This window comes from Algorimicrobium bowmanii (assembly GCF_054031195.1).
The window spans coordinates 2078755-2103653 of sequence record NZ_CM132929.1 but is presented as its reverse complement, the minus strand read 5'-3'; the positions used below and the strand labels follow the sequence as shown (position 1 = coordinate 2103653).

20 protein-coding genes are annotated in these 24899 nt (G+C 33.3%); 13 read left to right on the top strand and 7 right to left on the bottom strand.

Annotated elements, in window-relative coordinates; genetic code table 11:
• Position 1: 1 nt before the first annotated feature.
• From ACW5R3_RS09265 to ACW5R3_RS09255, 3 genes are all read right to left on the bottom strand, one after another.
• On the bottom strand, positions 2–775 hold the full coding sequence (locus ACW5R3_RS09265) for a carboxypeptidase-like regulatory domain-containing protein (RefSeq protein WP_456576731.1): 774 nt from the start codon (positions 773–775) through the stop codon (positions 2–4).
• Positions 776–861: 86 nt separating this feature from the next.
• Entirely contained in the window at positions 862–2697 is a 1836-nt protein-coding gene (locus tag ACW5R3_RS09260) for a DEAD/DEAH box helicase (protein ID WP_456576730.1), read from the bottom strand.
• Between the two features lie 243 nt (positions 2698–2940).
• Positions 2941–4404 carry a potassium/proton antiporter gene (locus tag ACW5R3_RS09255; protein WP_456576729.1) on the bottom strand — a complete coding sequence of 488 codons (1464 nt, stop codon included), beginning with the start codon at positions 4402–4404 and terminating at the stop codon, positions 2941–2943.
• A gap of 184 nt (positions 4405–4588) precedes the next feature.
• Between ACW5R3_RS09255 and ACW5R3_RS09250 the strand changes: the two genes are divergently transcribed.
• On the top strand, positions 4589–5254 hold the full coding sequence (locus ACW5R3_RS09250) for a class I SAM-dependent methyltransferase (RefSeq protein WP_456576728.1): 666 nt from the start codon (positions 4589–4591) through the stop codon (positions 5252–5254).
• A 3-nt stretch (positions 5255–5257) separates the two neighbouring features.
• Here ACW5R3_RS09250 and ACW5R3_RS09245 read toward each other — a convergent pair whose 3' ends face one another.
• Complete coding sequence (locus ACW5R3_RS09245; protein WP_456576727.1) at positions 5258–5833, bottom strand: non-canonical purine NTP diphosphatase; 576 nt, start codon at positions 5831–5833, stop codon at positions 5258–5260.
• Positions 5834–5927: 94 nt separating this feature from the next.
• Here ACW5R3_RS09245 and ACW5R3_RS09240 point away from each other — a divergent pair, with 94 nt between their 5' ends.
• The 3 genes from ACW5R3_RS09240 (at position 5928) to hpf (ending at position 8457) form a co-directional block, all read left to right on the top strand.
• A complete protein-coding gene (locus ACW5R3_RS09240; protein WP_456576726.1) occupies positions 5928–6992 on the top strand; it encodes a BamA/TamA family outer membrane protein in 1065 nt (354 codons plus the stop codon).
• A 21-nt stretch (positions 6993–7013) separates the two neighbouring features.
• The gene (locus ACW5R3_RS09235; RefSeq protein ID WP_456576725.1) at positions 7014–8006 is read left to right on the top strand and encodes a DUF4421 family protein; all 993 of its coding nucleotides are present in this window, start codon (positions 7014–7016) and stop codon (positions 8004–8006) included.
• 151 nt (positions 8007–8157) lie between these two features.
• Positions 8158–8457, top strand: coding sequence for a ribosome hibernation-promoting factor, HPF/YfiA family (hpf, locus tag ACW5R3_RS09230; protein WP_456576724.1), 300 nt, complete (start codon positions 8158–8160; stop codon positions 8455–8457).
• A gap of 11 nt (positions 8458–8468) precedes the next feature.
• Here hpf and rlmH read toward each other — a convergent pair whose 3' ends face one another.
• Positions 8469–8942 (bottom strand): 23S rRNA (pseudouridine(1915)-N(3))-methyltransferase RlmH, encoded by a 474-nt coding sequence (gene rlmH, locus ACW5R3_RS09225; protein WP_456576723.1) that lies wholly within the window; start codon positions 8940–8942, stop codon positions 8469–8471.
• Between the two features lie 95 nt (positions 8943–9037).
• Here rlmH and nadC point away from each other — a divergent pair, with 95 nt between their 5' ends.
• Genes nadC through priA form a run of 3 tightly spaced genes read left to right on the top strand, consistent with a single transcriptional unit; the run spans position 9038 to position 13328 of the window.
• Positions 9038–9895 carry a carboxylating nicotinate-nucleotide diphosphorylase gene (nadC, locus tag ACW5R3_RS09220; RefSeq protein ID WP_456576722.1) on the top strand — a complete coding sequence of 286 codons (858 nt, stop codon included), beginning with the start codon at positions 9038–9040 and terminating at the stop codon, positions 9893–9895.
• A gap of 42 nt (positions 9896–9937) precedes the next feature.
• Complete coding sequence (locus tag ACW5R3_RS09215; RefSeq protein ID WP_456576721.1) at positions 9938–10867, top strand: YihY/virulence factor BrkB family protein; 930 nt, start codon at positions 9938–9940, stop codon at positions 10865–10867.
• Between the two features lies 1 nt (position 10868).
• Entirely contained in the window at positions 10869–13328 is a 2460-nt protein-coding gene (gene priA, locus ACW5R3_RS09210) for a replication restart helicase PriA (RefSeq protein WP_456576720.1), read from the top strand.
• Between the two features lie 80 nt (positions 13329–13408).
• On the opposite strand, the gene ACW5R3_RS09205 is transcribed toward priA, so the two are convergent.
• Entirely contained in the window at positions 13409–14104 is a 696-nt protein-coding gene (locus tag ACW5R3_RS09205) for a LytR/AlgR family response regulator transcription factor (RefSeq protein ID WP_456576719.1), read from the bottom strand.
• 211 nt (positions 14105–14315) lie between these two features.
• Between ACW5R3_RS09205 and rpsF the strand changes: the two genes are divergently transcribed.
• The 6 genes from rpsF (at position 14316) to hisS (ending at position 18676) form a co-directional block, all read left to right on the top strand.
• Positions 14316–14654, top strand: a complete 339-nt coding sequence (gene rpsF / locus ACW5R3_RS09200) for a 30S ribosomal protein S6 (protein WP_456576718.1) — start codon at positions 14316–14318, stop codon at positions 14652–14654.
• Positions 14655–14656: 2 nt separating this feature from the next.
• Positions 14657–14953, top strand: a complete 297-nt coding sequence (gene rpsR, locus ACW5R3_RS09195) for a 30S ribosomal protein S18 (RefSeq protein ID WP_456576717.1) — start codon at positions 14657–14659, stop codon at positions 14951–14953.
• A 13-nt stretch (positions 14954–14966) separates the two neighbouring features.
• Positions 14967–15428: a 50S ribosomal protein L9 gene (gene rplI / locus ACW5R3_RS09190; protein ID WP_456576716.1), complete on the top strand. Its 462-nt coding sequence runs from the start codon at positions 14967–14969 to the stop codon at positions 15426–15428.
• Between the two features lie 84 nt (positions 15429–15512).
• The gene (locus ACW5R3_RS09185; protein ID WP_456576715.1) at positions 15513–16397 is read left to right on the top strand and encodes a glycerophosphodiester phosphodiesterase family protein; all 885 of its coding nucleotides are present in this window, start codon (positions 15513–15515) and stop codon (positions 16395–16397) included.
• 24 nt (positions 16398–16421) lie between these two features.
• Complete coding sequence (locus ACW5R3_RS09180; protein ID WP_456576714.1) at positions 16422–16889, top strand: DUF6495 family protein; 468 nt, start codon at positions 16422–16424, stop codon at positions 16887–16889.
• A 119-nt stretch (positions 16890–17008) separates the two neighbouring features.
• Entirely contained in the window at positions 17009–18676 is a 1668-nt protein-coding gene (gene hisS / locus ACW5R3_RS09175) for a histidine--tRNA ligase (protein WP_456576713.1), read from the top strand.
• A 75-nt stretch (positions 18677–18751) separates the two neighbouring features.
• On the opposite strand, the gene ACW5R3_RS09170 is transcribed toward hisS, so the two are convergent.
• Positions 18752–24883 (bottom strand): LamG-like jellyroll fold domain-containing protein, encoded by a 6132-nt coding sequence (locus ACW5R3_RS09170; RefSeq protein WP_456576712.1) that lies wholly within the window; start codon positions 24881–24883, stop codon positions 18752–18754.
• Positions 24884–24899: the final 16 nt, after the last annotated feature.

The following is a 24899-nucleotide window of genomic DNA, read 5'->3' as shown; positions in this document are numbered from 1 at the left end:
TTTAGCGTTTTTTACGACTACGACTAAGCACTTTGTACTCTTCATAGCATTCGCTAATGGCATCCAATATTTGAAGGTCATTGGCGTTGTTTATAAAATCGACAGAATAGTTACATTGACGAACAATTTCGTCTAAGTCAACACGGTCTACTTGTAATAAAACAGTAAGCATTTCACGGTCAAAACGTGAAGCTAATAGGTTTCTAATTTCGTCATCCTGTTTCATCTGTTTGAGCTTTTTCATCTCATTCGGATTCTTTCCAAACATCTTATATAAAAAATCTGCAGGATTAAAAATAGCTCCTAGGGCTTTTGTTATGGCATTGCTACGATTTCCGGCTTCATAACCAGTACTTGGTAAACCTGAAATACTATAACGGTAATTATTATTAATAGGTACATTTTGAATATCAACTTCTAGAATACCAGTTAAACGGAATTCATTTATTACAACCTCCTCTAAAGCTAGGGCTAATTCATTTAACTGAATGGTAGAAGAGCCATATTTTATCCAGTCGTTGGTAACACGTACTTTTATGGATTTAAAACCTAAGTAGGAGAGGTGAAGCGTATCATTTGCTTTAGCTTTTAAAGTAAATTCTCCTTCCGAGTTGGTAGTAGTACCAATTACTTGTGTTAAGTTGACAATATTAACACTTTCCATAGGTTCGCCTTTTGAAGCGTTAATAATCACACCATTAACAAAACTATCTTCTTGTGAGAAAGCCATGGAAATTGTAAATAGAGACACAAATAGGAATAGGTAGTACTTCATACGGGCTAATTTAAACATAAAAGTACTAAATAAGAAAATAGATTTCCCATTTAGTACTTTATTTGACTTATTATTAACAGTTGCTATTAGCGTCTTGAACGTCTTGGTCTGCTAGATCCAGAATCGCCACCAGCTTCAGCATGTCTTGGTTTTGAATCACTTTCATTTCTACGGCTGCGTCTGTTTCCACCAGAGTCACGACCACCAGAGTCACGACCACCTGAACGGCGTTCACCTCTTGGCTTATCGTCACGTCTGCGACCACCACCAAAACCACCACCGCCTTTACGACGTTTGTTTCTGCTAGTGCCACGACCTTTATCTTCGCTAACTTCTACGTTTACAAAGCGACCTTCGTGTTTGTAATCCGTAAAGAAGGCAAGAACTTTTTCTTGTAAACCTTTTTCTGTTGTAAAGAATGAAAAACTTTCTTTAACATCTACTTTAAAAACGTCATCTCTACCTAACTCTAAAATCTCTTTTAGGAAATCTTTTAGTTTCATCCAGTCATAACCATCTTTACGACCAACGTTTATAAAGTAACGTGTATTGTTGCTGTCATCTGAGAAGCTACGTCCACCTTCATCACCACGTGATTCTGAAACTTGTTGAATACGTGATTTTTGGTAATAGTTAAAGAAACGTGTAAACTCAACTGAGAAGAATTTTTTAATTAACTCCTCTTTTGATGTATCAGCAAAAAGCTCGTTGATACTTTCTAAATATGGGTCAATCTCATGATTGATTTCTGTACTGTTTATTTTATTAGCTAAAGACATTAATTGAACTTCGCAGATTTCCATTCCGTCAGGAATAGATTTCTTAATAAAGTCTTTCTTAATAATACGCTCAATACTTTTTATTTTACGCACTTCGCTTTTAGAAACAATTACCATTGAAACCCCTGTTTTACCAGCACGACCAGTACGGCCACTACGGTGTGTATAGGTTTCTATTTCATCGGGTAATTGGTAGTTTATAACGTGTGTAATATCGTCCACATCAATACCACGAGCAGCAACATCTGTAGCGACAAGCATTTGTATTTGCTTGTTTCTGAATGATTTCATTACTAAATCTCGTTGGTTTTGGCTTAAGTCACCATGTAACGCACCAGCGCTATAACCATCTTCTATAAGTTGTTCAGCAACTTTTTGTGTATCGCGTTTTGTTCTACAGAAAATTACTGAAAAGATATCAGGGTTAGCATCTGCTAAACGCTTTAATGCTGCGTAACGATCGCGAGCATTTACTAGGTAATATTCGTGAGAAACTTGACTCGTACTTTCATTTTTATTTCCTACTGTAATTTCAATAGGGCTATCCATGAATTTTTTAGCAATACTTGCTACTTCTCTAGGCATAGTAGCCGAGAATAACCATGTATTTTTTTCTGTTGGTGTGTGTGATAAGATGTCATTAATATCTTCATAGAATCCCATGTTTAACATTTCGTCTGCTTCATCTAAAACAGCATACTCTATTTTTGAAATATCAACTAATCTACGCTTAATCATATCTTTCATACGGCCTGGCGTAGCAACAATAATTTGTGCACCTCTTTTTACATCGCGGGCTTGTTCTGTAATACTAGCGCCACCATAAATTGCAACAACGTTTAATCCTTTGCAGTGTTTACCATAAGCCTTAAGCTCGTTAGTAATTTGCAAACACAATTCACGTGTTGGCGATAGAATTAAGCCTTGTGTTGTACGGCTGTCTATCTGAATTTTTTGCAACATTGGAAATCCAAATGCGGCAGTTTTACCAGTTCCGGTTTGCGCTAAGGCAACCAAATCTGTTTCTTCTTCTAATAAAATTGGAATTGCTTTTGCTTGAACAGCACTAGGGGTTTCAAAACCCATGTCTGTAATTGCTTGTAATAGGTCGTCATTAAGACCTAAATCTTGGAATGTACTCATTCGTGTTTAGTAAGTAATCGATTATGTTTTGTAGTGCTACAAAAGAAGAGAATCGACATACTTAACCTAAACTTCTAGTAACACATCCTCACCCTGAGGAATATTTTAGCATAAGCAAGGCTTTGCTAAATTGGCTGCAAAGGTACGATTTTATTTAACAAAAACCCGATAATACAGATTTATTTTAATTATATGGCTTATTTACAGCTGTGTAACGTGTTTTTGTGAGTGTGATTTTTAGGGTTATTGTCCTTTTAGGGTTTTAAAAACATCATCAAAAACTTCTGGTCTGTCGGCTAAAACAATTAAAGAGTCGTTTGCTTCAATTATAGTTAATCCATTTGGAATAATATAGCTGTCATTTTTCTTAATCATGGCTATAATGGCATTTTTTGGAAACCCTAATTCTATAATTTTCTTATCCACAGCATAGCAGTCAGCTGTTATTAGAAGTTCTTTCATTTCCGCTTTAGGGTTTTCATTTAAAAGCAGGTCTGTAGGATTTAATTTTTTCTGTTTTTCTGGTAATCCAACATCTAGCCATTTTGCAACGATTGATAAGGTTGTGCCTTGTATTAAAATAGAAGTAACCGATATAAAAAATACAATATTAAATATCATATTAGCTTTGTCAATACCAGCTAATAGGGGGTAAGTAGCAAAAACAATAGGAACTGCTCCCCGTAATCCTACCCACGAAATATAAAATCGGCGTCTCATTTTCATTTTAAAAAACATAAGACTAATAAATACACCTAAAGGTCGTGCAATAAGGATAAGAAATACAGAAATAAGTAATCCGATACCCATATAAGGTATTATTTGAGATGGAAATACAAGTAAACCTAAAGTTAAAAAGAGTACAATTTGCATTAGCCACGCTAAACCATCAAACATTTTTAAAATGGTTTTTTTATGTATTAAATCTTGATTTCCAAGATATACAGCACAAATGTAGATGGCTAAAAAACCATTACCACCAAGAAAATCTGTAGCTGAAAAAGTAATAAACATTAAAGCAATTACTAAAACAGGATAGAGACCTTCAAAATCAAGTTTTATTTTATTGATAATATATTTGCTACCCACACCAAATGCGATTCCTAATATACCTCCTAAAATCATTTGTTGTAAAAACAATGGAATTATTGAAAGGAAACTTTGATCTTGATTAATTACTAAGGTTAAAAAGGCTAATGTTAAAACGTACGCCATAGGATCATTACTACCACTTTCTAGTTCTAACGTAGGTCTTAAATTGGTTTTTAAAGCCAAACTTTTAGATCGTAAAATGGAAAATACAGCAGCAGCATCTGTTGATGAAACAATGGAGCCTAACAGTAAACTTTCATAAATGGTAAAATCGGTTACAAACCATACAAATGTTCCTAAGGAAACAGCTGTTAACAAAACGCCTAAAGTAGATAGCGCAATCCCTTCTTTTAGAATTGGTTTAACGGATTTCCAATTGGTATCTAAACCACCCGAAAACAATATAAAATTAAGAGATACAATGCCAATAAACTGGGCTAGTTGCGGGTCGTCAAAACGAATACCGCCAATACCATCGGAGCCTGCTAACATACCAATTCCTAAGAAAAGTAATAACGTAGGGACACCAAATTTATAGGATGTTTTACCTGCAAGAATACTTACAAGTAATAATAACGACCCTACCAATAGGATGTTTTCGATGGTTAAATTCATAGGTTTTTGTTTAAGCCTTATCTATGCGAATATACTATTAGTACACTAAAAATTAATAATAAAATGCCGTAGTTTTTAGATATTTAGATTAATTATAGACTAAATGTTAATATTCTCATTAATGGAAGAATGATAAATAAGTATTGGTATGTAATAACTTGATATTTTTTGTGAACTTTGTAAAATGAATGAATTGAAGAAAAAAAAGCAACCTTGGCCTACCAAAAAAGCTATGGAGCAAGTTTATGCTATGCATTTGTGGGGTGGTAAAGACTCTGCTTTTTATTCTGGTTCTGGTTCACATGATTTGGAAGTTATAGAACCTTACCTTGCGGCTGTACAATTGTTTTTAAAGTCTTTTGAACCATCTTTAACCGTGTGTGATTTAGGATGTGGTGATTTTAATGTTGGAAAACAGTTATTACCTTATGCTAGTCAGTATTATGGAGTAGATATTGTGCAAGATTTAATAACCTATAATAAGAGAAATTTCATCAATCAGAATTTAGACTTTTACTGTTTGGATATAGCGAAAGATGATTGGCCTAGTGCAGATTGTTTAATTCTTAGGCAAGTACTTCAGCATCTTTCAAATGCAGAAATACAGAATGTGGTTAGTAAATTAACTAATTATAAGTATTTAATTTTAACGGAACATGTACCTGAGGAAGATTTTATACCAAATAAAGATATTATTTCAGGTCAAGGTATTCGTTTAAAACATAATAGTGGTGTAGATCTTTTAAAAGCTCCTTTTAATTTGGTTGTAAAAAGTGAAAAGCAACTTGTAAAGACTGAATTGCAATCAGGTAAAGGTGTTATTATAACAACGCTTTACACTATCATTTAACTCTTATTTAGAGTTTAAAAATGTTACAAGTTGAGATACTGCTTTTCCGCGATGTCCAATTTTATTTTTCTCGGCTAATGGTATTTCTGAAAACGTTTTTGTGTACCCTTCAGCTTTAAAAATAGGGTCGTAACCAAAACCTTCAGTTCCAGATTTAGATTCGGTAATGGCTCCTTTACAAATACCGGTAAAGGTTTCTAGTTTTCCGTTTAAATATAATGCAATAACGGTTTTAAATTGTGCTTGACGATTGCTAGCAGATTGCAGATTTTTAAGAAGTAGATTCATATTGTCTTCTGCATCTTTATTAGGTCCTGCATATCGTGCGGAATAAACACCAGGTTCGCCATTTAATGCAGCAACTTCTAAGCCTGTGTCGTCTGCAAAACAATCAAAACCATAATGTGTTTTAATATACTCTGCTTTTTGAATAGCATTCCCTTCAATGGTGTTTTGAGTTTCAGGAATATCTACATCACAACCTATGTCTTTCAAACTCAGTAAGGTAATATGTTCGGGTATTAAAAGTTGAACTTCCTTTAGTTTATTTAGGTTGTTTGTGGCGAAAACGAGTTGCATGATTTTGGTTATATATTGTATATTAGCTGAAAAGCAAATTTAAGGCATAGCTAAATAAATTAGGGTGTTTTCCTTAAATAAAATCATAACTATTATGAAGATTACAATTTCTAATATTGGGTTTCTAATGGTGTTTTTTTTTAGTATGTCTTGTTTTTCACAACACATAAAAAAAGAAAAAGATACTATTAATGGCGCTGAATTTAATGTTGTTCCTTATTTGAATTACAACAATAATTTAGAGTTTATGTTTGGAGCCATTCCAATGATTATGTATAAAGTTGATAAGGAAGATACAGTGTCACCTAAATCTCTTTCTGGTATGGCGGCTGTTTATACTACGAATAGTTCCTTTTTTCTTACCGGTTTTACTAGGTTGTATTTTGCTGAAGATACATGGCGTTTGCATGCATTTGCTTTTTATGGAAACTTAAATTCTCAATTATATATTGATGACCTAGAAGCTCCAGGGTTTTATGATTACTTAACCAATTCTACAATTTTAAGTATAGGAGTAGATCGCAAGATTATTGATAATCTTTACGGAGGGATTGCTTATACCTTTTCGGATGCACAATCTGTTGTTGAACAGGATATGGGGTCGTCGGATAATACCACAAACGGCATTCAGTTTAAACTTGCATCAGATACACGTGATAATGTGTACTATCCGAGATCTGGTTATCAGGCCAATTTAAAATGGAAAACTTTTCAGGAGTGGTTAGGTAATGATATATCGGCTAATAAAATAAGTTTAGCCTACAATCAATATGTTTCGGTTAGAGATGGTAAAGATGTTATTGCAGGACGTGTGTTTGGTGTTTTTGGATTAGGAGAAATTACTTTTGAACAGCAAGTGGTAATTGGAAGACAAGATATACGTGGATATTCGGAAGCTAAATATCGTGGAGATGGTAAAGTTGCCATTCAGGGAGAATATCGTTGGAATTTTAAGAATAAAATGGGAGTTGTAGGCTTTGCCGGTCTTGCTACTATTTATGGCTCGGATACCTCTAGTTTTAATGGTAAATTATATCCAGGTATTGGTGCAGGATATCGTTATAAAGCTTTTAAACGAAGTGATTTTAACATCGGACTAGACGGGGCTATTGGTAAGGATGACTGGGGTGTGTATTTCAGAATAGGTGAGGCTTTTTAATAAAATTCAGAATAACAATTTATGATTAGATTATTTGTTTGTATCATGTTTTTAATGTGTAGTTATACCTTAAAAGCACAGATTTTAAAAAATATAGATTCATCGCGCGTAATGATTGCGGTGGATAGTATGTTTATTGATCGGGATATAGATAATTATTCGTTACGTGTTTTTACAAATTATAAAGTAAAACGTTTTACCATAAAAGATGATAATTCTAAAACGCAGTTTGTACCTAATAATCAATTTGGTGTTGGTTTTGGGTTTGCCAGTCGGAAATTAGTGCTAGATATCGCTTTTAATTTAAAGACTAAAGAAGAAATCACCAAAAGGTTTGATATGCAAGGTACTACCATTTTAGGTAAGCACCATTTTGTGAATTTTTATGTGCAAACGTATAAAGGGTATAATGTTAAAAATGACTACGGGCTCCCTACTGAGTTTCGTTCGGATATAAAATCGGCAACAGTAGGTTTTAATTACCTCTTTACGCTTTCGGAAGTTGAGTTTTCTTATGCTATGTTAAAAGCTGGATTAGCTAAAAAGGATCAAAAAGTATACGTTTCAGGAGGGATAGGAACCTTTGCTGTATATGATTATTTTTCAAGTGGTTCAACGATATTGTCCGACGATGCCGCTATATTTTACAATGATAAAGCTGATATTAAACGTTATAATGCTCATGGTATAGGAGTTTTGGGAGGGCTACTTTCGGTATTTATGTTGCCTAAAAATTTTATAGCTTCTTTTAACCTAATACCTGGTATTGGGATTTTAAATAAAAAAGTAACACTTATTGACGATTCTTACCGTCCATCAAATCCATTACTATATAAACTGGATTATACGGCGGCTCTAGCGTACAACGCAGAGCGTTATTACATAAGTCTTATTTACAACGGAAGTGCCTACTCAACAAGTTTAGGTTTTGATAATAAGCAGTTGTTCAGCTTAAGTAAAGCTAAATTAGCTTTTGGTTATAAATTAGGTTCTAGAAGAAAGCTTCGCAAATAGTTAATCCTTTTATAAAGTGTGGTTAAAACCATTAAAAAAATAGTATTTTTATAGAAGTACTAAGCTTTTGTTTAAACTATGATTTTTATCATTTGTTGTAAGTAGCAAGAGCGGTACCTTTAATTAACTATTAACATTAAAACCGTAAATTATGACAATTAACTTTCAATATGTAAACCTAGATACAAGCGAATCATTATCCGATTATACAGAAGAAAAATTACAATCTTTAGCTAAAAAATACGATTGGGTTATTAATTGCGATGTTCAATTTAAAAAAGAAAATAGTACGAAAGAAGAAGGGTTTATTTGTAGCATGGAATTGAGTTTGCCGGGACCTAGAATTTATGCCATTTCAAATGAAAAAAACTTTGAAGCTTCTGTTAAAGAAACGATTAGTGATTTAGAAAAGCAATTAAAAAAGCGTAAGCATACTTTTTCTACTAAATAATTAAATATTTCTTACCTATGATGATACGGTTCATTTTTTAGTATTGTAAACGCACGATACAACTGCTCAACTATAAATAGCCGTATCATTTGGTGAGAAAAAGTCATTTTTGATAACGACAACTTCCCTTGTGCTTTATTATAAACAGCATCCGAAAATCCGTAGGGACCACCAATAACAAAGACTAATTTTTTAATACCAGAGTTCATGTGTTTCTGTAGGTAAACTGAAAAATCAACAGAATGCATTTGTTTGCCATTTTCATCCAATAAGATCAAAGAATCTGTAGGGTTAATTTTAGCTAAAATTAATTCGCCTTCTTTTTCTTTTTGCTGGGCTTCACTCAGGTTTTTTACTTTTTTTAAATCTGGAATGATTTCAAATTCAAATTTAATGTAATGCGATAAACGCTTTTGGTAATCTTCAATAAGCGTTTGCAATTGCTTATTATCGGTTTTGCCAATGGCTAGAAGTTTTATAGTCATGCGCAAATTTATAGATTTTCTATTTATTTTTTTAGCAGGGAGAGATACTTTAATTAAAAATGCTATATTTTCGTACTGTCTAAAAAATGATATTCATGATAACGCAAGATCAATTTAATAAAGAACTAGATTTAATTATAACCAATGCTATTCGTGAGGATGTAGGTGATGGCGATCACAGTTCGCTAGCGTGTATTCCTAAAGATGCGAAAGGAAAAGCAAAACTATTAGTAAAAGATTCAGGCATTATAGCGGGTGTAGAATTGGCTAAAAAAGTTTTCGCCTATGTAGATCCTAATTTACAAGTAGAGACCTTAATTGAGGATGGTAGTATGGTTACTCATGGAGATATTGTTTTTTATGTAGAAGGTGCTTCGCAATCTATATTAAAAGCTGAACGATTAGTGCTTAATGCCATGCAGCGCATGAGTGCTATTGCAACTAAAACAAAAGTGTTTGTAGATTTGTTAGAAGGTACAGGAACGCAGGTTCTGGATACCCGTAAAACAACACCAGGAATCCGTGCTTTAGAAAAATGGGCGGTTAAAATTGGAGGTGGCGAAAATCACCGCTTTGCTTTATATGATATGATTATGCTTAAAGATAATCATATAGATTTTGCTGGAGGTATAACTAAAGCTATTCAAAAGACACAAAGCTATTTAAAAGAGACTAATCGTGATTTGAAAATTATAGTTGAAGCTAGAAACTTAGATGAAATTAAAGAAATATTAGAGTCTGATGGTGTGTATAGGATTCTAATAGATAATTTTAATTACGAAGATACTAGAACTGCCGTGGCTTTAATAGGCGATAAGTGTTTAACAGAAAGCTCTGGAGGTATTAACGAAGAAACTATAAGAAAATATGCCGAATGTGGTGTGAACTATATTTCTTCTGGAGCCTTAACGCATTCCGTATATAATATGGATTTAAGCCTAAAAGCTCTTTAAGGAGATATATCGTTACAAGTTTAAATTAATTAATACGCTTTCATGTCGCAACCTGTTGAAGAAAAATTGGCTAAAATCCCTGTAATTAATTGGGTGGTCAAGTTTTTAAAAAAAGTCAGGTTACCTGGATTGGAAGGGTTATCTCTTTACGATTTAATGGAGTTGTATACAATTGGGATCGTTAAAGGTGCTTTAACAACACGAGCTAGTGCTATAGCATTTAACTTTTTTACAGCCATATTTCCATTTCTTTTATTTGTATTAATTATCATTCCTTACATACCAATTGACGATTTTAAAATTGAGTTTCAACGATTTTTAAACTCGTTTTTACCACCTAGTACTTCAGAGTTTTTCTTTGCCAATATTTTTGAAAATATTGATAGTACAGAGCGTGGAGGACTTTTGTCGTCAGTGTTTTTAGTGTCAATTGCATTAATGGCCAATGGAATTAGTGCTGTATTTGCAGGTTTTGAGAGTTCCTACCATGAGCAGCTCACGCGAAATGTTTTTAAGCAATATATGTATGCGCTTGGAGTGGCATTAATTTTAGCATTTCTTTCCATATTAACAGTTGCTTTTTTCGGGTATTTTCAGATTTATATCATGGGTAATTTAGAAACCTATGGCTACGTTAATAAGGAAAATACTATTTTACTAGTCAAAATAGTTAAATACTTGTTTTTTGTTATCATGATTTATATGGCAACGGCAACCTTGTATTATTTTGGTACACGTGAAGGTAGGGCGTCTAAGTTTTTCTCAGTAGGTGCTTTGTTTACTACGCTGCTAATTATTTTAACATCATTTTTGTTTGGTGTTTATATAACTAATTTTTCAAAGTATAATGAACTCTATGGTTCAATAGGGGCACTTTTAATATTGCTTTTTTATCTCTGGTTAAATAGTAATATTCTTTTAATGGGGTATGAGTTGAATGCTTCTTTAAATCAATTAAAAAAAGGGTTTTAATATGGATTTACATTTTATTGATGTTATTCTGCCTATTCCCATTGAGAATAGTTTCACATATAGTATTACAGCGGCCGAATCGGAGTTTATAAAAATAGGAATGCGTGTTTCTGTACCGTTCGGTAAAAGTAAAATTTATACAGGTATTGTACAGGCTGTACATCAAACAAAACCATTAAAATACGAGGCTAAAGAAATTCATCAAATACTAGATGATAGCCCTATTGTAACTCAAGTGCAGTTTCAACTTTGGACATGGATTTCTGAATATTATATGTGTGCTATGGGCGATGTTATGCGAGCCGCATTACCAGGGGCGTTTATTTTAGATAGCGAAACAATAATTTCTAAATCAAAAAATTTAGAGATTGAAACAGCTCATTTAAAAGATGATGAATATCTTGTTTATGAGGCTTTAGCGCATCAAACTTCATTAAAAATACAGGACATAAGTGCTATTGTTGATAGAAAGTCTGTTTTACCTCTTGTGAAGCGTTTATTAGAAAAAGAAGCTATCACGGTTCAAGAAGAGGTTTATGATAAATACAAGCCTAAATTAGTGCGTTATGTTAAGCTTTTAGATGTTTATCAATCGCAGGAAGCCTTGCAAGAATTATTAGAGGTACTGAGTCGTGCGCCAAAACAACGCGATGTTGTAATGACTTTATTCTCGTTAGCAGCCAAAACAAATAAACCTATAAAAGTAACCGATTTAACTGAGGCTAGTGGTGTATCTACGGCTATTATTAAATCCTTAATTGATAAATCTGTATTAGAAGAATATTTTATTCAAACAGATCGTGTGCAATTTGATGAGAATAAACCGATAGAAAGCATTAAGCATTTAAGTGAACCACAGCAAAAGGCAAGCGATGAAATTTTGGACGCTTTTCAAAATCATAATATTGTATTGTTGCACGGTGTAACCTCCTCAGGAAAAACAGAAATCTATGTTAAGTTAATTGAGTCAGCCTTACAGAAAGGTAAGCAGGTTTTATACTTGTTACCTGAAATTGCATTAACAACACAGTTAGTTTCTAGGCTACAAAATTATTTTGGAGAACAAGTTGCAGTATTTCATTCGAAATATTCAGCTAATGAGCGTGTAGAGGTTTGGAACAATGTTTTGAAGAATTCACCTAAAGCTAAAGTCGTTTTAGGGGCGCGTTCTTCTGTGTTATTGCCGTTTCAGGATTTGGGTTTGGTAATTGTAGATGAAGAGCATGAGCAGTCTTATAAGCAGTTTGATCCAGCTCCTCGGTATCATGCACGCGATACAGCAATTGTATTAGCTAATATTTTTAAAACAAAAACGCTTTTAGGTTCTGCAACACCAAGTTTAGAAAGCTTTTTTAATGCTCAGCAAAATAAGTATGGTTTGGTGTCATTAAATACCCGTTATAATAATGTCTTGATGCCTGATATAGAATTGGTAGATATTAAAGATAAACATAAACGTAAGCGGATGAAAGGGCATTTTAGCGACCGACTCATTGCTGAAATGACAGAAACTTTAGAAGCTGGCCATCAGATTATTTTATTTCAAAACCGTCGTGGGTATTCTCCTATTATAGAGTGTGAAACTTGTGGGCATTCACCCCAATGTCCTAGTTGCGATGTTAGTTTAACATACCATCAATATCGCGACCAATTGCGCTGTCACTACTGCGGGTATCATAGCGTTATGGTAAAAAAATGTGAAGCATGTGGGAGTGTAGAATTAGATAATAAAGGGTTTGGTACAGAGCAGGTAGAGCGCGAAGTGCAAGCTTTATTTCCTGAGAATAAAGTGGCGCGTATGGATTTAGATACAACCCGAGGAAAACATGGGTACGAGAAAATTATTAGCACTTTTGAAAATCAAGAGGTTGATATTTTAGTTGGTACTCAAATGTTAACTAAAGGATTAGATTTTAGGAACGTTAAATTAGTTGGAGTTATGAATGCTGATAACTTACTTAACTTTCCGGATTTCAGAGCGCATGAACGCAGTTTTCAATTATTACAGCAAGTTTCGGGAAGGGCAGGTCGTACCGATACACGCGGTAAAGTGCTGATTCAAACTTATAATCCGCATCATAATATTCTTCAGCAGGTATCAAGTAATAACTATTTAAAGATGTTTAAAGAACAAATGGATGATCGGTATAATTTTAAATACCCACCCATATATCGTTTGATAAAAATAACGTTTAAACATCGCGACTATAATAAGGTTGAGGTTGGGGCAGATTGGTTTGCTAAATCTCTACGTCAAATATTTAAAAATAATGTTCTCGGACCAGAATTCCCACCTGTTTCAAGAATCCGAAATCAGTATCATAAAAATATATTAGTAAAAATACCTAGCGCTCAATCGTTAAATAAAACCAAGGAGGCTATCCATAAAATACAAACGAGTTTTTCTAGTGTGAAGGATTTTAGGCCTATTCGAGTTATTATTAACGTTGACAATTACTAGAAAGCGAAGGATTGGAGTAGAAGTGGTGAAAAAAAGAAAAGCGCAAAAAAAAATCCTGATGTTTAAATCAGGATTAGAAGTTATATATTGTTGAGAGCATCAACAAGTTGTGTTTTTTTGTTTCTACTCAGGGGGATTTCGTAAGTGCCAACTTCAACATTTTTACTATTAAAGCGGTCTACTTTATCAAGGTTTACAATATAGGATTTGTGAATCCGTAAAAATTTACCTTCAGGTAATTCGTGTTCAAATGCTTTCATTGTTGAAAGAACAACTAAACTTGTGTCTTCTGTAACTAATTTCACATAGTCACCCAGAGCCTCAATCCATTTAATATCTTTGATATATACCTTACGTTTCTTAAGGTTACTTTTTACAAAAATATGTTCACCTTCAGTTTCGTTAAAATCTAATTTTAATTTATGCTGTTCAACAGCTTTGTCAACCGCAGTATTAAAACGTTCTCTAGTTATAGGTTTGTGTAAATAATCTGTAGCATCATAATTGAAAGCTTTAAAAGCATATTCAGTTTTTCCAGTTACAAATATAATTTGAGGTTTGTTATTTAAAACGTCAAGAAGCTCAAAACCATTTAAAACAGGCATTTCTATATCTAAAAAGATAAGATCAACCTTATGTGTATTAAGGCCATTTTTTGTTTCTAAAGCACTGTTGTATTCAGCTATTAAGTTAAGAGAAGGGTGGTTTTCAATTAACTTAACAATTGAGAGACGTTGTATCGCGGAGTCATCAACTACTACACAGTTTAATGTCATAACATTTTGTTTTAATTCGGTTAAGGTATCGACAATAGTACAAAAAATTCGGTTTAAAACCAAAAAACATCGATAAAACGTTTGTTTTGTGTTTTGTTATTATTAGGCGTAAATATAGTAAAAAATAAGAATTTTGTTTACTATTTATAGTAGGATATTTAAAAATAATGATTATTTTTGCACTCATTTTTAACTATAAATTTAGATTTTTATGAATCATTATGAAACTGTTTTCATCTTAAATCCCGTTTTATCTGAAGTTCAGATAAAGGAAACAGTACAGAAATACGAAGATTTTCTTGTTTCTCGTGGAGCGAAGATGGTAGCCAAAGAAGATTGGGGCTTAAAAAAATTAGCTTACCCTATTCAAAACAAAAAAAGTGGTTTTTATCACTTATTCGAATTCCAAGTTGATGGCGATGTTATCAATCCATTAGAAGTAGAATTTAGACGTGATGAGCGTTTTATGCGTTACTTAACTGTAGCTTTAGATAAGCATGCAGTAGCTTGGGCAGAGAGAAGAAGAGAGAAACTTAAACAAAAAGCGTAATTATGTCATCTATAGAGCAACAAGCAAAAGGAAAAAAAGACGGTGAAATTAGATATTTAACACCGTTAAATATAGACACTAATAAAGCGAAAAAATACTGTCGCTTTAAAAAATCTGGTATCAAGTATGTAGATTATAAAGATGCAGACTGGTTATTAGGATTTGTAAATGAACAAGGTAAAATTTTACCAAGACGTTTAACAGGGACTTCTTTAAAATACCAAAGAAAAGTTTCTGTTGCTGTTAAAAGAGCACGTCACTTAGCATTAATGCCATACGTGGCCGATTTATTAAAATAAAATACTCATAACAATGGAACTTATATTAAAACAAGACGTTGAAAATTTAGGATTTAAAGACGATATTGTAACAGTAAAGAACGGTTATGGGAGAAATTTTTTAATTCCTCATGGTCAAGCTGTTTTAGCAACTACTTCTGCAAAAAAAGTATTAGCTGAAAACTTAAAGCAACGTGCTTTTAAAGAAAAGAAAATTATTGATGATGCTACTAAAATTTCTGAAGCTATTAAAGCTCTAGAAATTAAAATCACAGCTAAAGCAACTGAAGGTGCATCTGCTGGTGATAAATTATTTGGTTCTATTACCAAAACTGATTTAGTAGAAGCTATCGAAAAAGAAGGACACACTATTGACAAGAAATTTATTAGTATTACTGGTGGTAATATTAAGCGTTTAGGTCAGTACAATGCTGTTATTCGTTTACACAGAGAAGTAACTGTAGAATTACCATTCGAGGTTATTGCACAAGCATAATTAGCTCCTCTGCATATTATAATAAAAACCGTTTAGAATGGCTCTAAACGGTTTTTTTAATTTAATAACTTTTAGTTTATCCTTATGAGAATTTTATTTGCTCTCGCTTTTTTAATCGTGTTTTCCTGTCAGAATAAGACAGAACAAGCTAGCATTGATAAAATTAACGAACATCAACCTTCTGTATTACTCAAAACTTTTGCTTACCAAAAAGATGCAAAGCCATGGATTAGTGCACATCGGGGCGGTGTTGGGATAGCCAATTATCCAGAAAACTGCTTAGAAACTATTAAGTATGTAAATGATAGTATAGCAGCAGTTTTTGAGATAGATGTTGCTAAAACAAAAGATGGTGTATTGGTACTTATGCATGATAATACTTTAGAGCGTACAACAACAGGACATGATAAACTTACTAAGTATACCTTTAAAGAATTACAGGCTTTTAATTTAGTTGATGATTATGGTAATGAAACCCATTTTAAAATTCCAAAATTTGAAACTGTATTAAATTGGTCTAAAGAAAATCAAGCCATATTAACTATAGATATCAAACCTAGCGTAGATGTATCAGAAGTTATTCAGGCTATACGTAAAACTCATGCAGAAGCTGTTTCTATTATTATTACATATAATATGGAACAAGCCCAGAAAGCATTTTCTTCAGCTCCAGATCTATTACTATCTGTTTCTGCAAGAAACCATGAAGAGTTAAACTGGTTATTAGAATCAGATATACCAACTCAAAATATGTTAGCTTTTACAGGAACCCGTTTATCTCCTGCTAGTTTATATGAGCAACTTCATGAAAATGGCATAAAAACAATGTTAGGTACATTGGGGAATTTAGATAAACAGGCCGCAGCAAAAAGCGATTCGCTATATGTAACATGGCGAAACTTAGGAATTGATTTGTTTGCTACCGATAGACCTTTTGAAGCTGCGAAAGCTTTAAAAATTGAAAAATAAATTTTAAAATTATATTATACACGCATGAAATACGCAAGATTAACAAAAGAACAATTTGAAGAATTACATCAAGAGTTTATAAATTTTCTAGCGACTCAAACCATTACAGCTACCGAATGGGAAGATATTAAAACCAATAAACCCGATGTAGCTGAACAGGAATTAGATGTCTTTAGTGATTTAGTTTGGGAAGGCGTTCTTAATAAAGTAACTTATATTGAGCATATATCTCCTCAACAAATGCATTTATTTCATTTAAAAGAAGACATCATGCAGCTAATAGCTGTTAAACTTAAAAATCCAATAGATTTAACTACTAAAGATGGTTTTAACTGGTTACGTGAAAACTTAATGGATGATGATGTTGAGTTTCTTCAAGCAAAAAAAGAATACTCAGAAGATAAAAATGCCGATAAATTTCAACTTATTCATCAAGGAGGTGTCATTACAAAAGGCGACTTATTTGAATACTTGAATAAGCTTATTAATTAGTTTTAAGAAGTTATAATTAACGTCTATTTTTGCTTAAAATTTTTAGTTTAAAACAACAATCGTTTCGTTAGTAATCGGAATGTATATAATACCAATTATCATCTAATTGCGAATATATTATGGCACAAAAACCAAGTATACCAAAAGGCACACGCGACTTTACCCCAGAGCAAGTTGCTAAAAGAAATTATATTTTTAAAACCATTCGTGAACAGTTTCAAACTTTTGGTTTTCAACCTATAGAAACGCCAAGTTTTGAAAATTCAGATACCCTTATGGGGAAATATGGAGAAGAAGGTGATCGTTTAATTTTTAAAATATTGAATTCTGGAAATTTTATTAACACATATAATGACTTCTTAATTCAAATAATTAATGATGCATTATCTAATATAGTTGAGCATCATAAAATTAATGACATTGAAGTATTAAGAGGTGATCATTTTAAATTAAATTTTATAAATGATTTTATAAAAGAAGTAAAAAATAAAAATATTTTTTCAAACGAAACTAATACTGTTGAAAATTTCGTTAATGATTTATATAAACTGGTTTATGATAATTTTATAAATGATGATGTTGATTTTAATTTTTTATTAGATAATTTCACTTCCAAAGAGAAGAAAGCTAACGCTGGATTAAGAGTTTTTGGAGATTTTTATTATTCTTTAGAAACTAAATATATAAAAAATTTCATCTCTGAAAAAGCATTAAGATACGATCTTACCGTTCCTTTTGCACGTTATGTTGTACAACACCAAAACGAAATTGAATTTCCTTTTAAACGCTATCAAATGCAACCCGTATGGCGTGCCGATAGACCACAAAAAGGTCGTTTTAGAGAGTTTTATCAATGTGATGCTGATGTAGTTGGTTCCAATTCTTTATGGCAAGAGGTTGAGTTTATACAGCTATATGACGCGGTATTTTCAGCTTTAAAATTAGAGGGCGTTACCATAAAAATAAACAATAGAAAAATACTTTCAGGTATTGCTGAAGTTATTGGTGCAAGCGATAAATTAATCGATTTTACAGTAGCTCTAGATAAGCTTGATAAAATTGGAGAGGAAAAAGTAAAAGAAGAAATGCTAGCCAAAGGAATTTCTCAAGAAGGTATTGATAAATTACAACCTTTGTTTACATTATCAGGTGACTTTAATTCTCAAATAGAACAACTTAAAACTATTTTAAGTACTTCTGATGAAGGGAAAAAAGGTATTGAAGAGTTGGCTTTTATTGATAAAGCTATTTCTACCTTGGAATTAGAAACAGCTAAACTTCGGTTAGATGTTACTTTAGCTCGTGGATTAAATTACTATACAGGAGCTATTTATGAAGTGTCTGCACCAGCAGGTGTAAAAATGGGCTCCATAGGTGGTGGTGGTCGTTACGACGATTTAACTGGTATTTTTGGTTTAAAAAATGTAAGTGGTGTAGGGATTAGTTTTGGATTGGATCGTATTTATTTGGTTCTTGAAGAGCTTAATTTATTTCCTACTACTGTAACAAAAAATATAGATGTACTGTTTATTAATTTTGGTGAAGCTGAATCTTTATTTAGTTTAAAAGCTATTAAGAAATTAAGACAACAAGGTATTAATGCTGAGTTGTATCCTGAAGCTTCTAAAATGAAAAAACAAATGAATCATGCTAATAAACGTCAAATTCCATTTGTAGTTTTAGTAGGGGAATCTGAAATGGCTTCGGAAACGTATACTTTAAAAGATATGAATTCTGGTGAGCAGTTTGCTTTATCGTTAACAGAACTGATAGAAAAACTAGCTTAAGCATCGTTTTTTATTTAAATACAAAAGCCCTGAAATGATTATTTTTAGGGCTTTTTTTTATGTGTAAGTTAGTGTTTATTTCACCAAAACTTTTTTGGTTATCAGGCTACCATCCAATGTTTCTATTTTTAAAATATAAGTACCAACACTCAAATTTGTTATCGGTATTTCATGATAATTAGTAGTTTCTAAATTGTCTATTCTAATTAATGTTTGCCCCAAAATTGTATACATTTCAGCAGCTTTTAAATTAAGCAAATTAGGATTATGAATAATGATGTTTCTTGTTGTGTTTTCAAAGTATATTTGAATGTTATCCGATTCAACAAATACATCAGTACTTAAAGCATTTTCATCTGTAAATGTTATTTCAAAACGATTAGGGTATTCATTAGCTGTTAAGTATATTTCATAACCGCCATCTGTTCGTAAGTCATGGTATATATCTAACTCCACATCATGTACAAAAATATCTAAGTCATCAGGGATGTTTTCTAAACTATCTATAATGATGGTATTTAACCCATCATCGCTTGTTTTTAAATATAATGGTAGTATGGTATTCTCGCTGAAAGTATCTACACCTTGAATGGAATAATTATCGGAATTAATTACCCAAGACATTTCATCCATTTGCTCTTCGTTTAGTAAGCCGTCAAAACCCCAATCATATTCAATTGATGCCCTTTGGTCAGCGGTAACTAGTATTTGTCTATGAATGGTATTTACTGAATTAAATCCTAATCGAATTTTCATTCGTAAATCTACAGTGTTCGCTTGATAAGCTTCGTCTCTAATAAATACAGATGCGGAACCATTTTCTACTTGAAATTTACGTTGACCATTATTGAAAATTATATTTCCTGTAGTTTCACTAGCTATAAAGAACCCTTGTCCAACTGGGATATAGCGTCCAGGAAGTTTTGTAGGAGCTCCTCCGGTGCCAACATCAGGATCGTTAGAACCTAAAGAGGCTGCTGGTGCACCACCTGAAAAATTATAAGTAGCATAACCACCTTGATATTCAGATAAAACGTGAGAGCTTCCTCCCCAATGTTCCCAAAAATATAATGTACCGCTTATGGTTGGGTCGGTTACCGTACCAAAAACAATAGGGCCGTGGTCTGTTATAAATTGGTTTGCATCTATAGCGGATGGGTAAGGGTTACCTATCAAGTATTCATTACCGGCATTTATAGGCAATGAAACATCTCCATTATTTGGTTTCCCTTGAAATACATAGTTTTGTTCCAAATTAACACTACCTCTCGTGTCGGTTACGCCTTTCATGGTAAAACCTTCACCTGCTAATAAAGTCCCTGTATTTCGTATGTGTTGCCAAGAAGCATAATCATCAGTTAAACGATTATTGAATTTCCATATCCAATAATGAGCAATTTCAATATTACTACCACTATTAGAACCATCATATCCGCCTACAAAGGTGATGTTTCTAGGGGTAGAAGAGGATGTTCCGTCTTTCAATATGTTATTATTTAAGGTGTAACTATAGTTATTAATTGTACTGCCACTAGTGAAACCTACCGGAGCACTCCAGTAGTTATAGGTGTATAAATCACGTGTTCCTTGTTGATCTTTTTCAAGTAAAGCGGTACTACCAACATTTAAATCGCTATCTAAGGTTTGTACTAATTGCGATTCACCTTCTAAATCTAATTTACCATTTAAATTAAAATAGTGGGTGATTGTTAAACCATTTCCTGTGTCGGCTGTATTATCACCCTCAACAGTTAATGTATTTGTTTCTAAGAATAACGCAAGAAGATTTCTGTTTCCATTATTTGCGGATGCTAAAGAACCATTGTCCATACTTATATTATGATTGGTTTCTACAATATTCCAATTCACAGTTTGAGTATTGTCAACCAAAGCGTTGGCTCCAGGAATTGTTTGTTGGTGCCCATTAAACCAAGTAGAATTTAAACTCCAAGCGGTATTTGAGTTAGAAATATAGGGTAGTGGTGCTGTTTGCTTGTCTACAGTTCTTAAAGTTCTTAAAGCACCCTGATTGTTATTCCCAGATTCATCTTTAGTGTTGGTGTAGGTATAAGTTGACATCGGATAATATCCCGCTAAACTAGACCATGGAATTGTTGCTATATCGTTTTTTGTAGGGGAGACTCCTTTGCTAATAAAATAAGACCCACCAACAAAACCTGAGTTATTTTGAATTTCTTGATTCATGATATAGCGTAATTGATCGACTGTTAAAGCTGTATTCCATACACGAACCTCATCAATATTACCATTAAAAAAAGCTTGTGGAGCTAATTTGGAGGCAGCGCCTATAAAAAAGGAATGACTGGTGTTATTTGGTGCCGTTTTAGCCTCTTGTTTATCTAACACACCGTCAATATACAAGTTAGTAGTACCTCCTTGATAGATTACGGCAATTTGATGCCATACATTTTCAGGAATAATGGTATTTGAAACAGTTGTTTGTATGGTTCCTGAAAGCGTTTTCCATAAAGCTTCAAGCTGACCAGAACTATTTATTTTTATATCGTAACCTTCGCTAAACGATGCATCACGTTTAGATGCTATTGATTTGTTAAGTGAGTTTGTGTCTCGTTTTATCCAGGCAGAAATAGTAAAAGCAGTCGGGTTTACATCTAGCGCATCTTCCATATCTACATAATTCGAGCTACCATTAAAATATACCGATCTCTTGTAGGTGCGTTCTGGAGCCCAACCAAAAGTGATGTATTTTGTGCCATTAAAATCGTATTTTGTTTTCAATATAGTTTCACCTAACTCATTGGTATCTTCAGTCATAACTCTATAATCGGCAGTCGGGTCAAAATTAGGCGTATCGGAAATAAACATAAGGTAACGGCCATTTGGAGGTGTAGCTGTTCTTACAGCACTCTTAAGAATCGCAACTTCTACTTCTGGTATGTCTTTAAAAGGATCAACGTGTTCAACAACTTTCCATGTTCTAGCAATTCCATTAAACTGTACGTGTGTCCCACCAGCAATCGGAGAACTTAAATTTGTACTCATATCAACATCAACCACTAAAGCTGGTTCATCTAAATCCACACCATTATTCCCCCAAACTAAAAATTCTTTATCTTCAAATTCAGTATTTGTGTTTAGGTTATTGGTATCAGCAAGATTACCTATGCCCATTGTTAAAACGCCTTGTGACCGTGAGCCACCATCGAGAGCATTGTTAACACTTCGAGATTGTTTTTGAAGTAAATTGGAAGCATCATCACGGCCAATACCAGCAATATCATAATTAAAAACATCTTCAGCAGGTGTTCCTGTGTTTGCATCCCATATGATATTACCATCGCTATCAACATAATCCTGAGAGACACCATTTGTGCCTAAAGTGATACCGTATTTAATGGCTAGATACGATTGTATACGGTTGCGTTCTTGAGTTAGATTGACATCGTCTTTTCTTGATGAGTAGGTGATTATTTCACATATTCTTGCATTTAAAGTTGCTTCCCACCCTTCACTTCGGCCAATCCAATATCTAGAGTCGTTAACATTAACGAATGCAGCCAAATCGTTTTGACCATATTCTATATTGTTAGCATTATAAAACAACTCTTGACGTGAGGCACTACTATTATTTCTGGCGTTAATAATACCTACATTATCATATGTTGTATTTTGATCATAAACGGCATACCCATTATTTTCTATAGTAGAATCGTAGGTGCTAATAGCAAAGCAGATACTTTCACTATCCACACGATCTGTATAGTTTCCCATACCAATACCGGTAGCATCTGTTGCGTTTGTTGTTATATCTGCATCTCCGCAGAATGTATCCATAAAACCAAAAGAATCATTAATAGGTGTATCGTCTGGGATTAATACAATAAAAATATCTTGAGTATATAGTCCTGAATTTCCTTCCAAAAATTGAGTGTTTGTATTATCAAAAGAGTAATCATCATCTAGACTATAAGTAGCATATGTATTATCAAATGCCACAACCGGATTGAAGTTTACATTTTGAGTAGGAGTGTCGTAGTATGTTGGCTCTTGTCCAGGAGTATTAACAGTGGCGTTGGAACCACGACCTTGATCGGCCCATAACGAAACGGATTGCCCATTAGTATAGCCCAAGCCATTAGTACCTTTTAGCCATAAAGCCAAATCGTTAGTAACACCGCCAGGACCTTCAGTAATATCTATAACACCAGTTCCTTGAACCCTAAAAGTGTATGGGTTTTCATTACTATCATCATTATTTATGGATAAGTTAGCTGTAACTATTCCAGAAACTGTAGGAGAAAATCGAACAACAAATTCAAGACTGCCCCCAGGAGCTATACTGTTGCTACTTGGTTGTGTAACAACACTAAAAGCCGCATTTCCGGATATATCAACCAAAGGAGAACCCCCTGTTAAATTTAATGTACTCGTTCCATCATTATGAATTGTAAATGTATGGTCTAGGTTAGAACCTCCATTTATTGAGCCAAAATCGGTGTCATCTATTGTGTTTGGCGTTGTATCATTAGATGTAATGCTAACACCAGAACCTGTGACATTAATTTCAGGTTGTGGTGTTCCGCTTGTTATATTAATAGTATAATCTTCTACTTCACCAAAACTAAAAGATTCACAAGGATCTGTAGGTGTACTATAAAACTTCATACTTATACGCATTCTTGTACTACCAAGGGAAGCTGTATTAGGAATAGTAAAAGTAGCAGAAACAGGACTATCGTTTGTAGGTGCTATTGTAGCAACCTGTTCCCCAAAATCATTAAAATCTAAATCTTGGTTATAGTCAATCCAAACGGAATATCCTTCACTAAAACTTCCTCCAGTCCAAGTTGGAGTAATAGTAATAGTTTCTGTGCTATTTTGGTTTAATGTTGTTGATATTGCTGTAAAGTCAGAATATCCTGTACTAGTTGTACCTACTCCAGAAGAATTATTTATAGTATTTAGTTGAACGTTTCCTATATATTCATCACTTGTATCATAACCATTTGAAGAGCAATACGCAGGAGTAGTGCTTGATGTTAAACCTGATAAATCTACAATTTGTATTTCATGTGCCATCGTGTTTCCGCTTCTGTGTGACCAGTGTGCTGCTTCTGTTGTAGAGTTTAGATAGTAATTACGCCAACCTCTAGCATAAGCAGTACCAGTACCACTTGAGGTAGAAGAACCAACAATAAGAGCTTGATTTATATCTGTTAAACCAGCAGATGTTATGTTTATAGTAGATTCTCCTGCTGCGCTAGAATAATTTTGGTATCTAGTTACATTTAAATTGCTATTAGTTAGTATGTGAACAAATTGTCTGTTAGTTCCTGCAGAATCATGATGTCCATTAAAGGTCCAATCTACAGTTCTATCATTGTTTCCAGGATCCATTTTTGGCCAGTTATCTGCTATGGCATCATTAGTTCCGCTAGCATTTGTATCTCCTATGTGTTGACTAAAAATGATAGCATTACTCCATGCACTTACATTGGTATTAGTACCTGTTCCGTCAGAATTATTTTTTAAATTTATTGTTCCCGTATCAGTAGAAACACTTCCAGAATCTCCATGTAATACTGTCCAATTACTTCCTGTGAATTCTACAAGAGTAATATAAACAGTTACGTTATTAGCATTAGAACCTTTTAAAACTCTTAAAGTATTGTTGTTTTCTAAATAAGCAATAGCAGTACCAGAATCTGCATCTTCACTATTTGTATTATTCATAATTCCTGTAATAAAAGGAATACATTTTTTAGCATTGGTTATACCAGTAATTGCTTGTGTAGTGTTATTCGAAGTTCCATTAAGGTTTATAGCGTAACGTCCTCTTACTATCATTTCATTATCTCCAGCGCTAGGGCCAATATACTCCCAAATTGAAGTATTAAAACGCATGTTTGTGTTTACAGAACCAGACTGTCTGTAATAAGTTAAAGTATTAGTTCCTGTTAAAACTCTAGCTCCTGCTAGGTCGTCTCCACTAAGATTTGTAGAAGAGCCATTTCTACCTGCACTTGTTTTTCTATTGTTGTTTGGAAGCGCTATTGCGTTATTAGTGGAAGATACTGGAGTAAAAGAAGTGTTAGAACCACCAGTTTTTGCTATGTTATCTTGTATGTGTTGCACATTAAAATCCTGAGCATATGCAAAACTCGAAATCAAAAGAATGGCTATACAAAATGCATATCCTTTAGTAGGGTAGGTTAGGTATTTCATTATTGGAAATTTTAGG

Bases quoted from the DNA above. Each gene is read 5' to 3' on its own strand.
- rplI (WP_456576716.1), top strand. From the start codon at position 14,967: ATGGAACTTATATTAAAACAAGACGTTGAAAATTTAGGATTTAAAGAC.
- ACW5R3_RS09215 (WP_456576721.1), top strand. From the start codon at position 9,938: ATGTCGCAACCTGTTGAAGAAAAATTGGCTAAAATCCCTGTAATTAAT.
- ACW5R3_RS09205 (WP_456576719.1), bottom strand. From the start codon at position 14,104: ATGACATTAAACTGTGTAGTAGTTGATGACTCCGCGATACAACGTCTC.
- rpsF (WP_456576718.1), top strand. From the start codon at position 14,316: ATGAATCATTATGAAACTGTTTTCATCTTAAATCCCGTTTTATCTGAA.
- ACW5R3_RS09170 (WP_456576712.1), bottom strand. From the start codon at position 24,883: ATGAAATACCTAACCTACCCTACTAAAGGATATGCATTTTGTATAGCC.
- nadC (WP_456576722.1), top strand. From the start codon at position 9,038: ATGATAACGCAAGATCAATTTAATAAAGAACTAGATTTAATTATAACC.
- hisS (WP_456576713.1), top strand. From the start codon at position 17,009: ATGGCACAAAAACCAAGTATACCAAAAGGCACACGCGACTTTACCCCA.
- ACW5R3_RS09255 (WP_456576729.1), bottom strand. From the start codon at position 4,404: ATGAATTTAACCATCGAAAACATCCTATTGGTAGGGTCGTTATTATTA.
- ACW5R3_RS09250 (WP_456576728.1), top strand. From the start codon at position 4,589: ATGAATGAATTGAAGAAAAAAAAGCAACCTTGGCCTACCAAAAAAGCT.
- ACW5R3_RS09185 (WP_456576715.1), top strand. From the start codon at position 15,513: ATGAGAATTTTATTTGCTCTCGCTTTTTTAATCGTGTTTTCCTGTCAG.
- rpsR (WP_456576717.1), top strand. From the start codon at position 14,657: ATGTCATCTATAGAGCAACAAGCAAAAGGAAAAAAAGACGGTGAAATT.
- ACW5R3_RS09245 (WP_456576727.1), bottom strand. From the start codon at position 5,833: ATGCAACTCGTTTTCGCCACAAACAACCTAAATAAACTAAAGGAAGTT.
- priA (WP_456576720.1), top strand. From the start codon at position 10,869: ATGGATTTACATTTTATTGATGTTATTCTGCCTATTCCCATTGAGAAT.
- rlmH (WP_456576723.1), bottom strand. From the start codon at position 8,942: ATGACTATAAAACTTCTAGCCATTGGCAAAACCGATAATAAGCAATTG.
- ACW5R3_RS09180 (WP_456576714.1), top strand. From the start codon at position 16,422: ATGAAATACGCAAGATTAACAAAAGAACAATTTGAAGAATTACATCAA.
- ACW5R3_RS09235 (WP_456576725.1), top strand. From the start codon at position 7,014: ATGATTAGATTATTTGTTTGTATCATGTTTTTAATGTGTAGTTATACC.
- ACW5R3_RS09240 (WP_456576726.1), top strand. From the start codon at position 5,928: ATGAAGATTACAATTTCTAATATTGGGTTTCTAATGGTGTTTTTTTTT.
- hpf (WP_456576724.1), top strand. From the start codon at position 8,158: ATGACAATTAACTTTCAATATGTAAACCTAGATACAAGCGAATCATTA.
- ACW5R3_RS09265 (WP_456576731.1), bottom strand. From the start codon at position 775: ATGAAGTACTACCTATTCCTATTTGTGTCTCTATTTACAATTTCCATG.
- ACW5R3_RS09260 (WP_456576730.1), bottom strand. From the start codon at position 2,697: ATGAGTACATTCCAAGATTTAGGTCTTAATGACGACCTATTACAAGCA.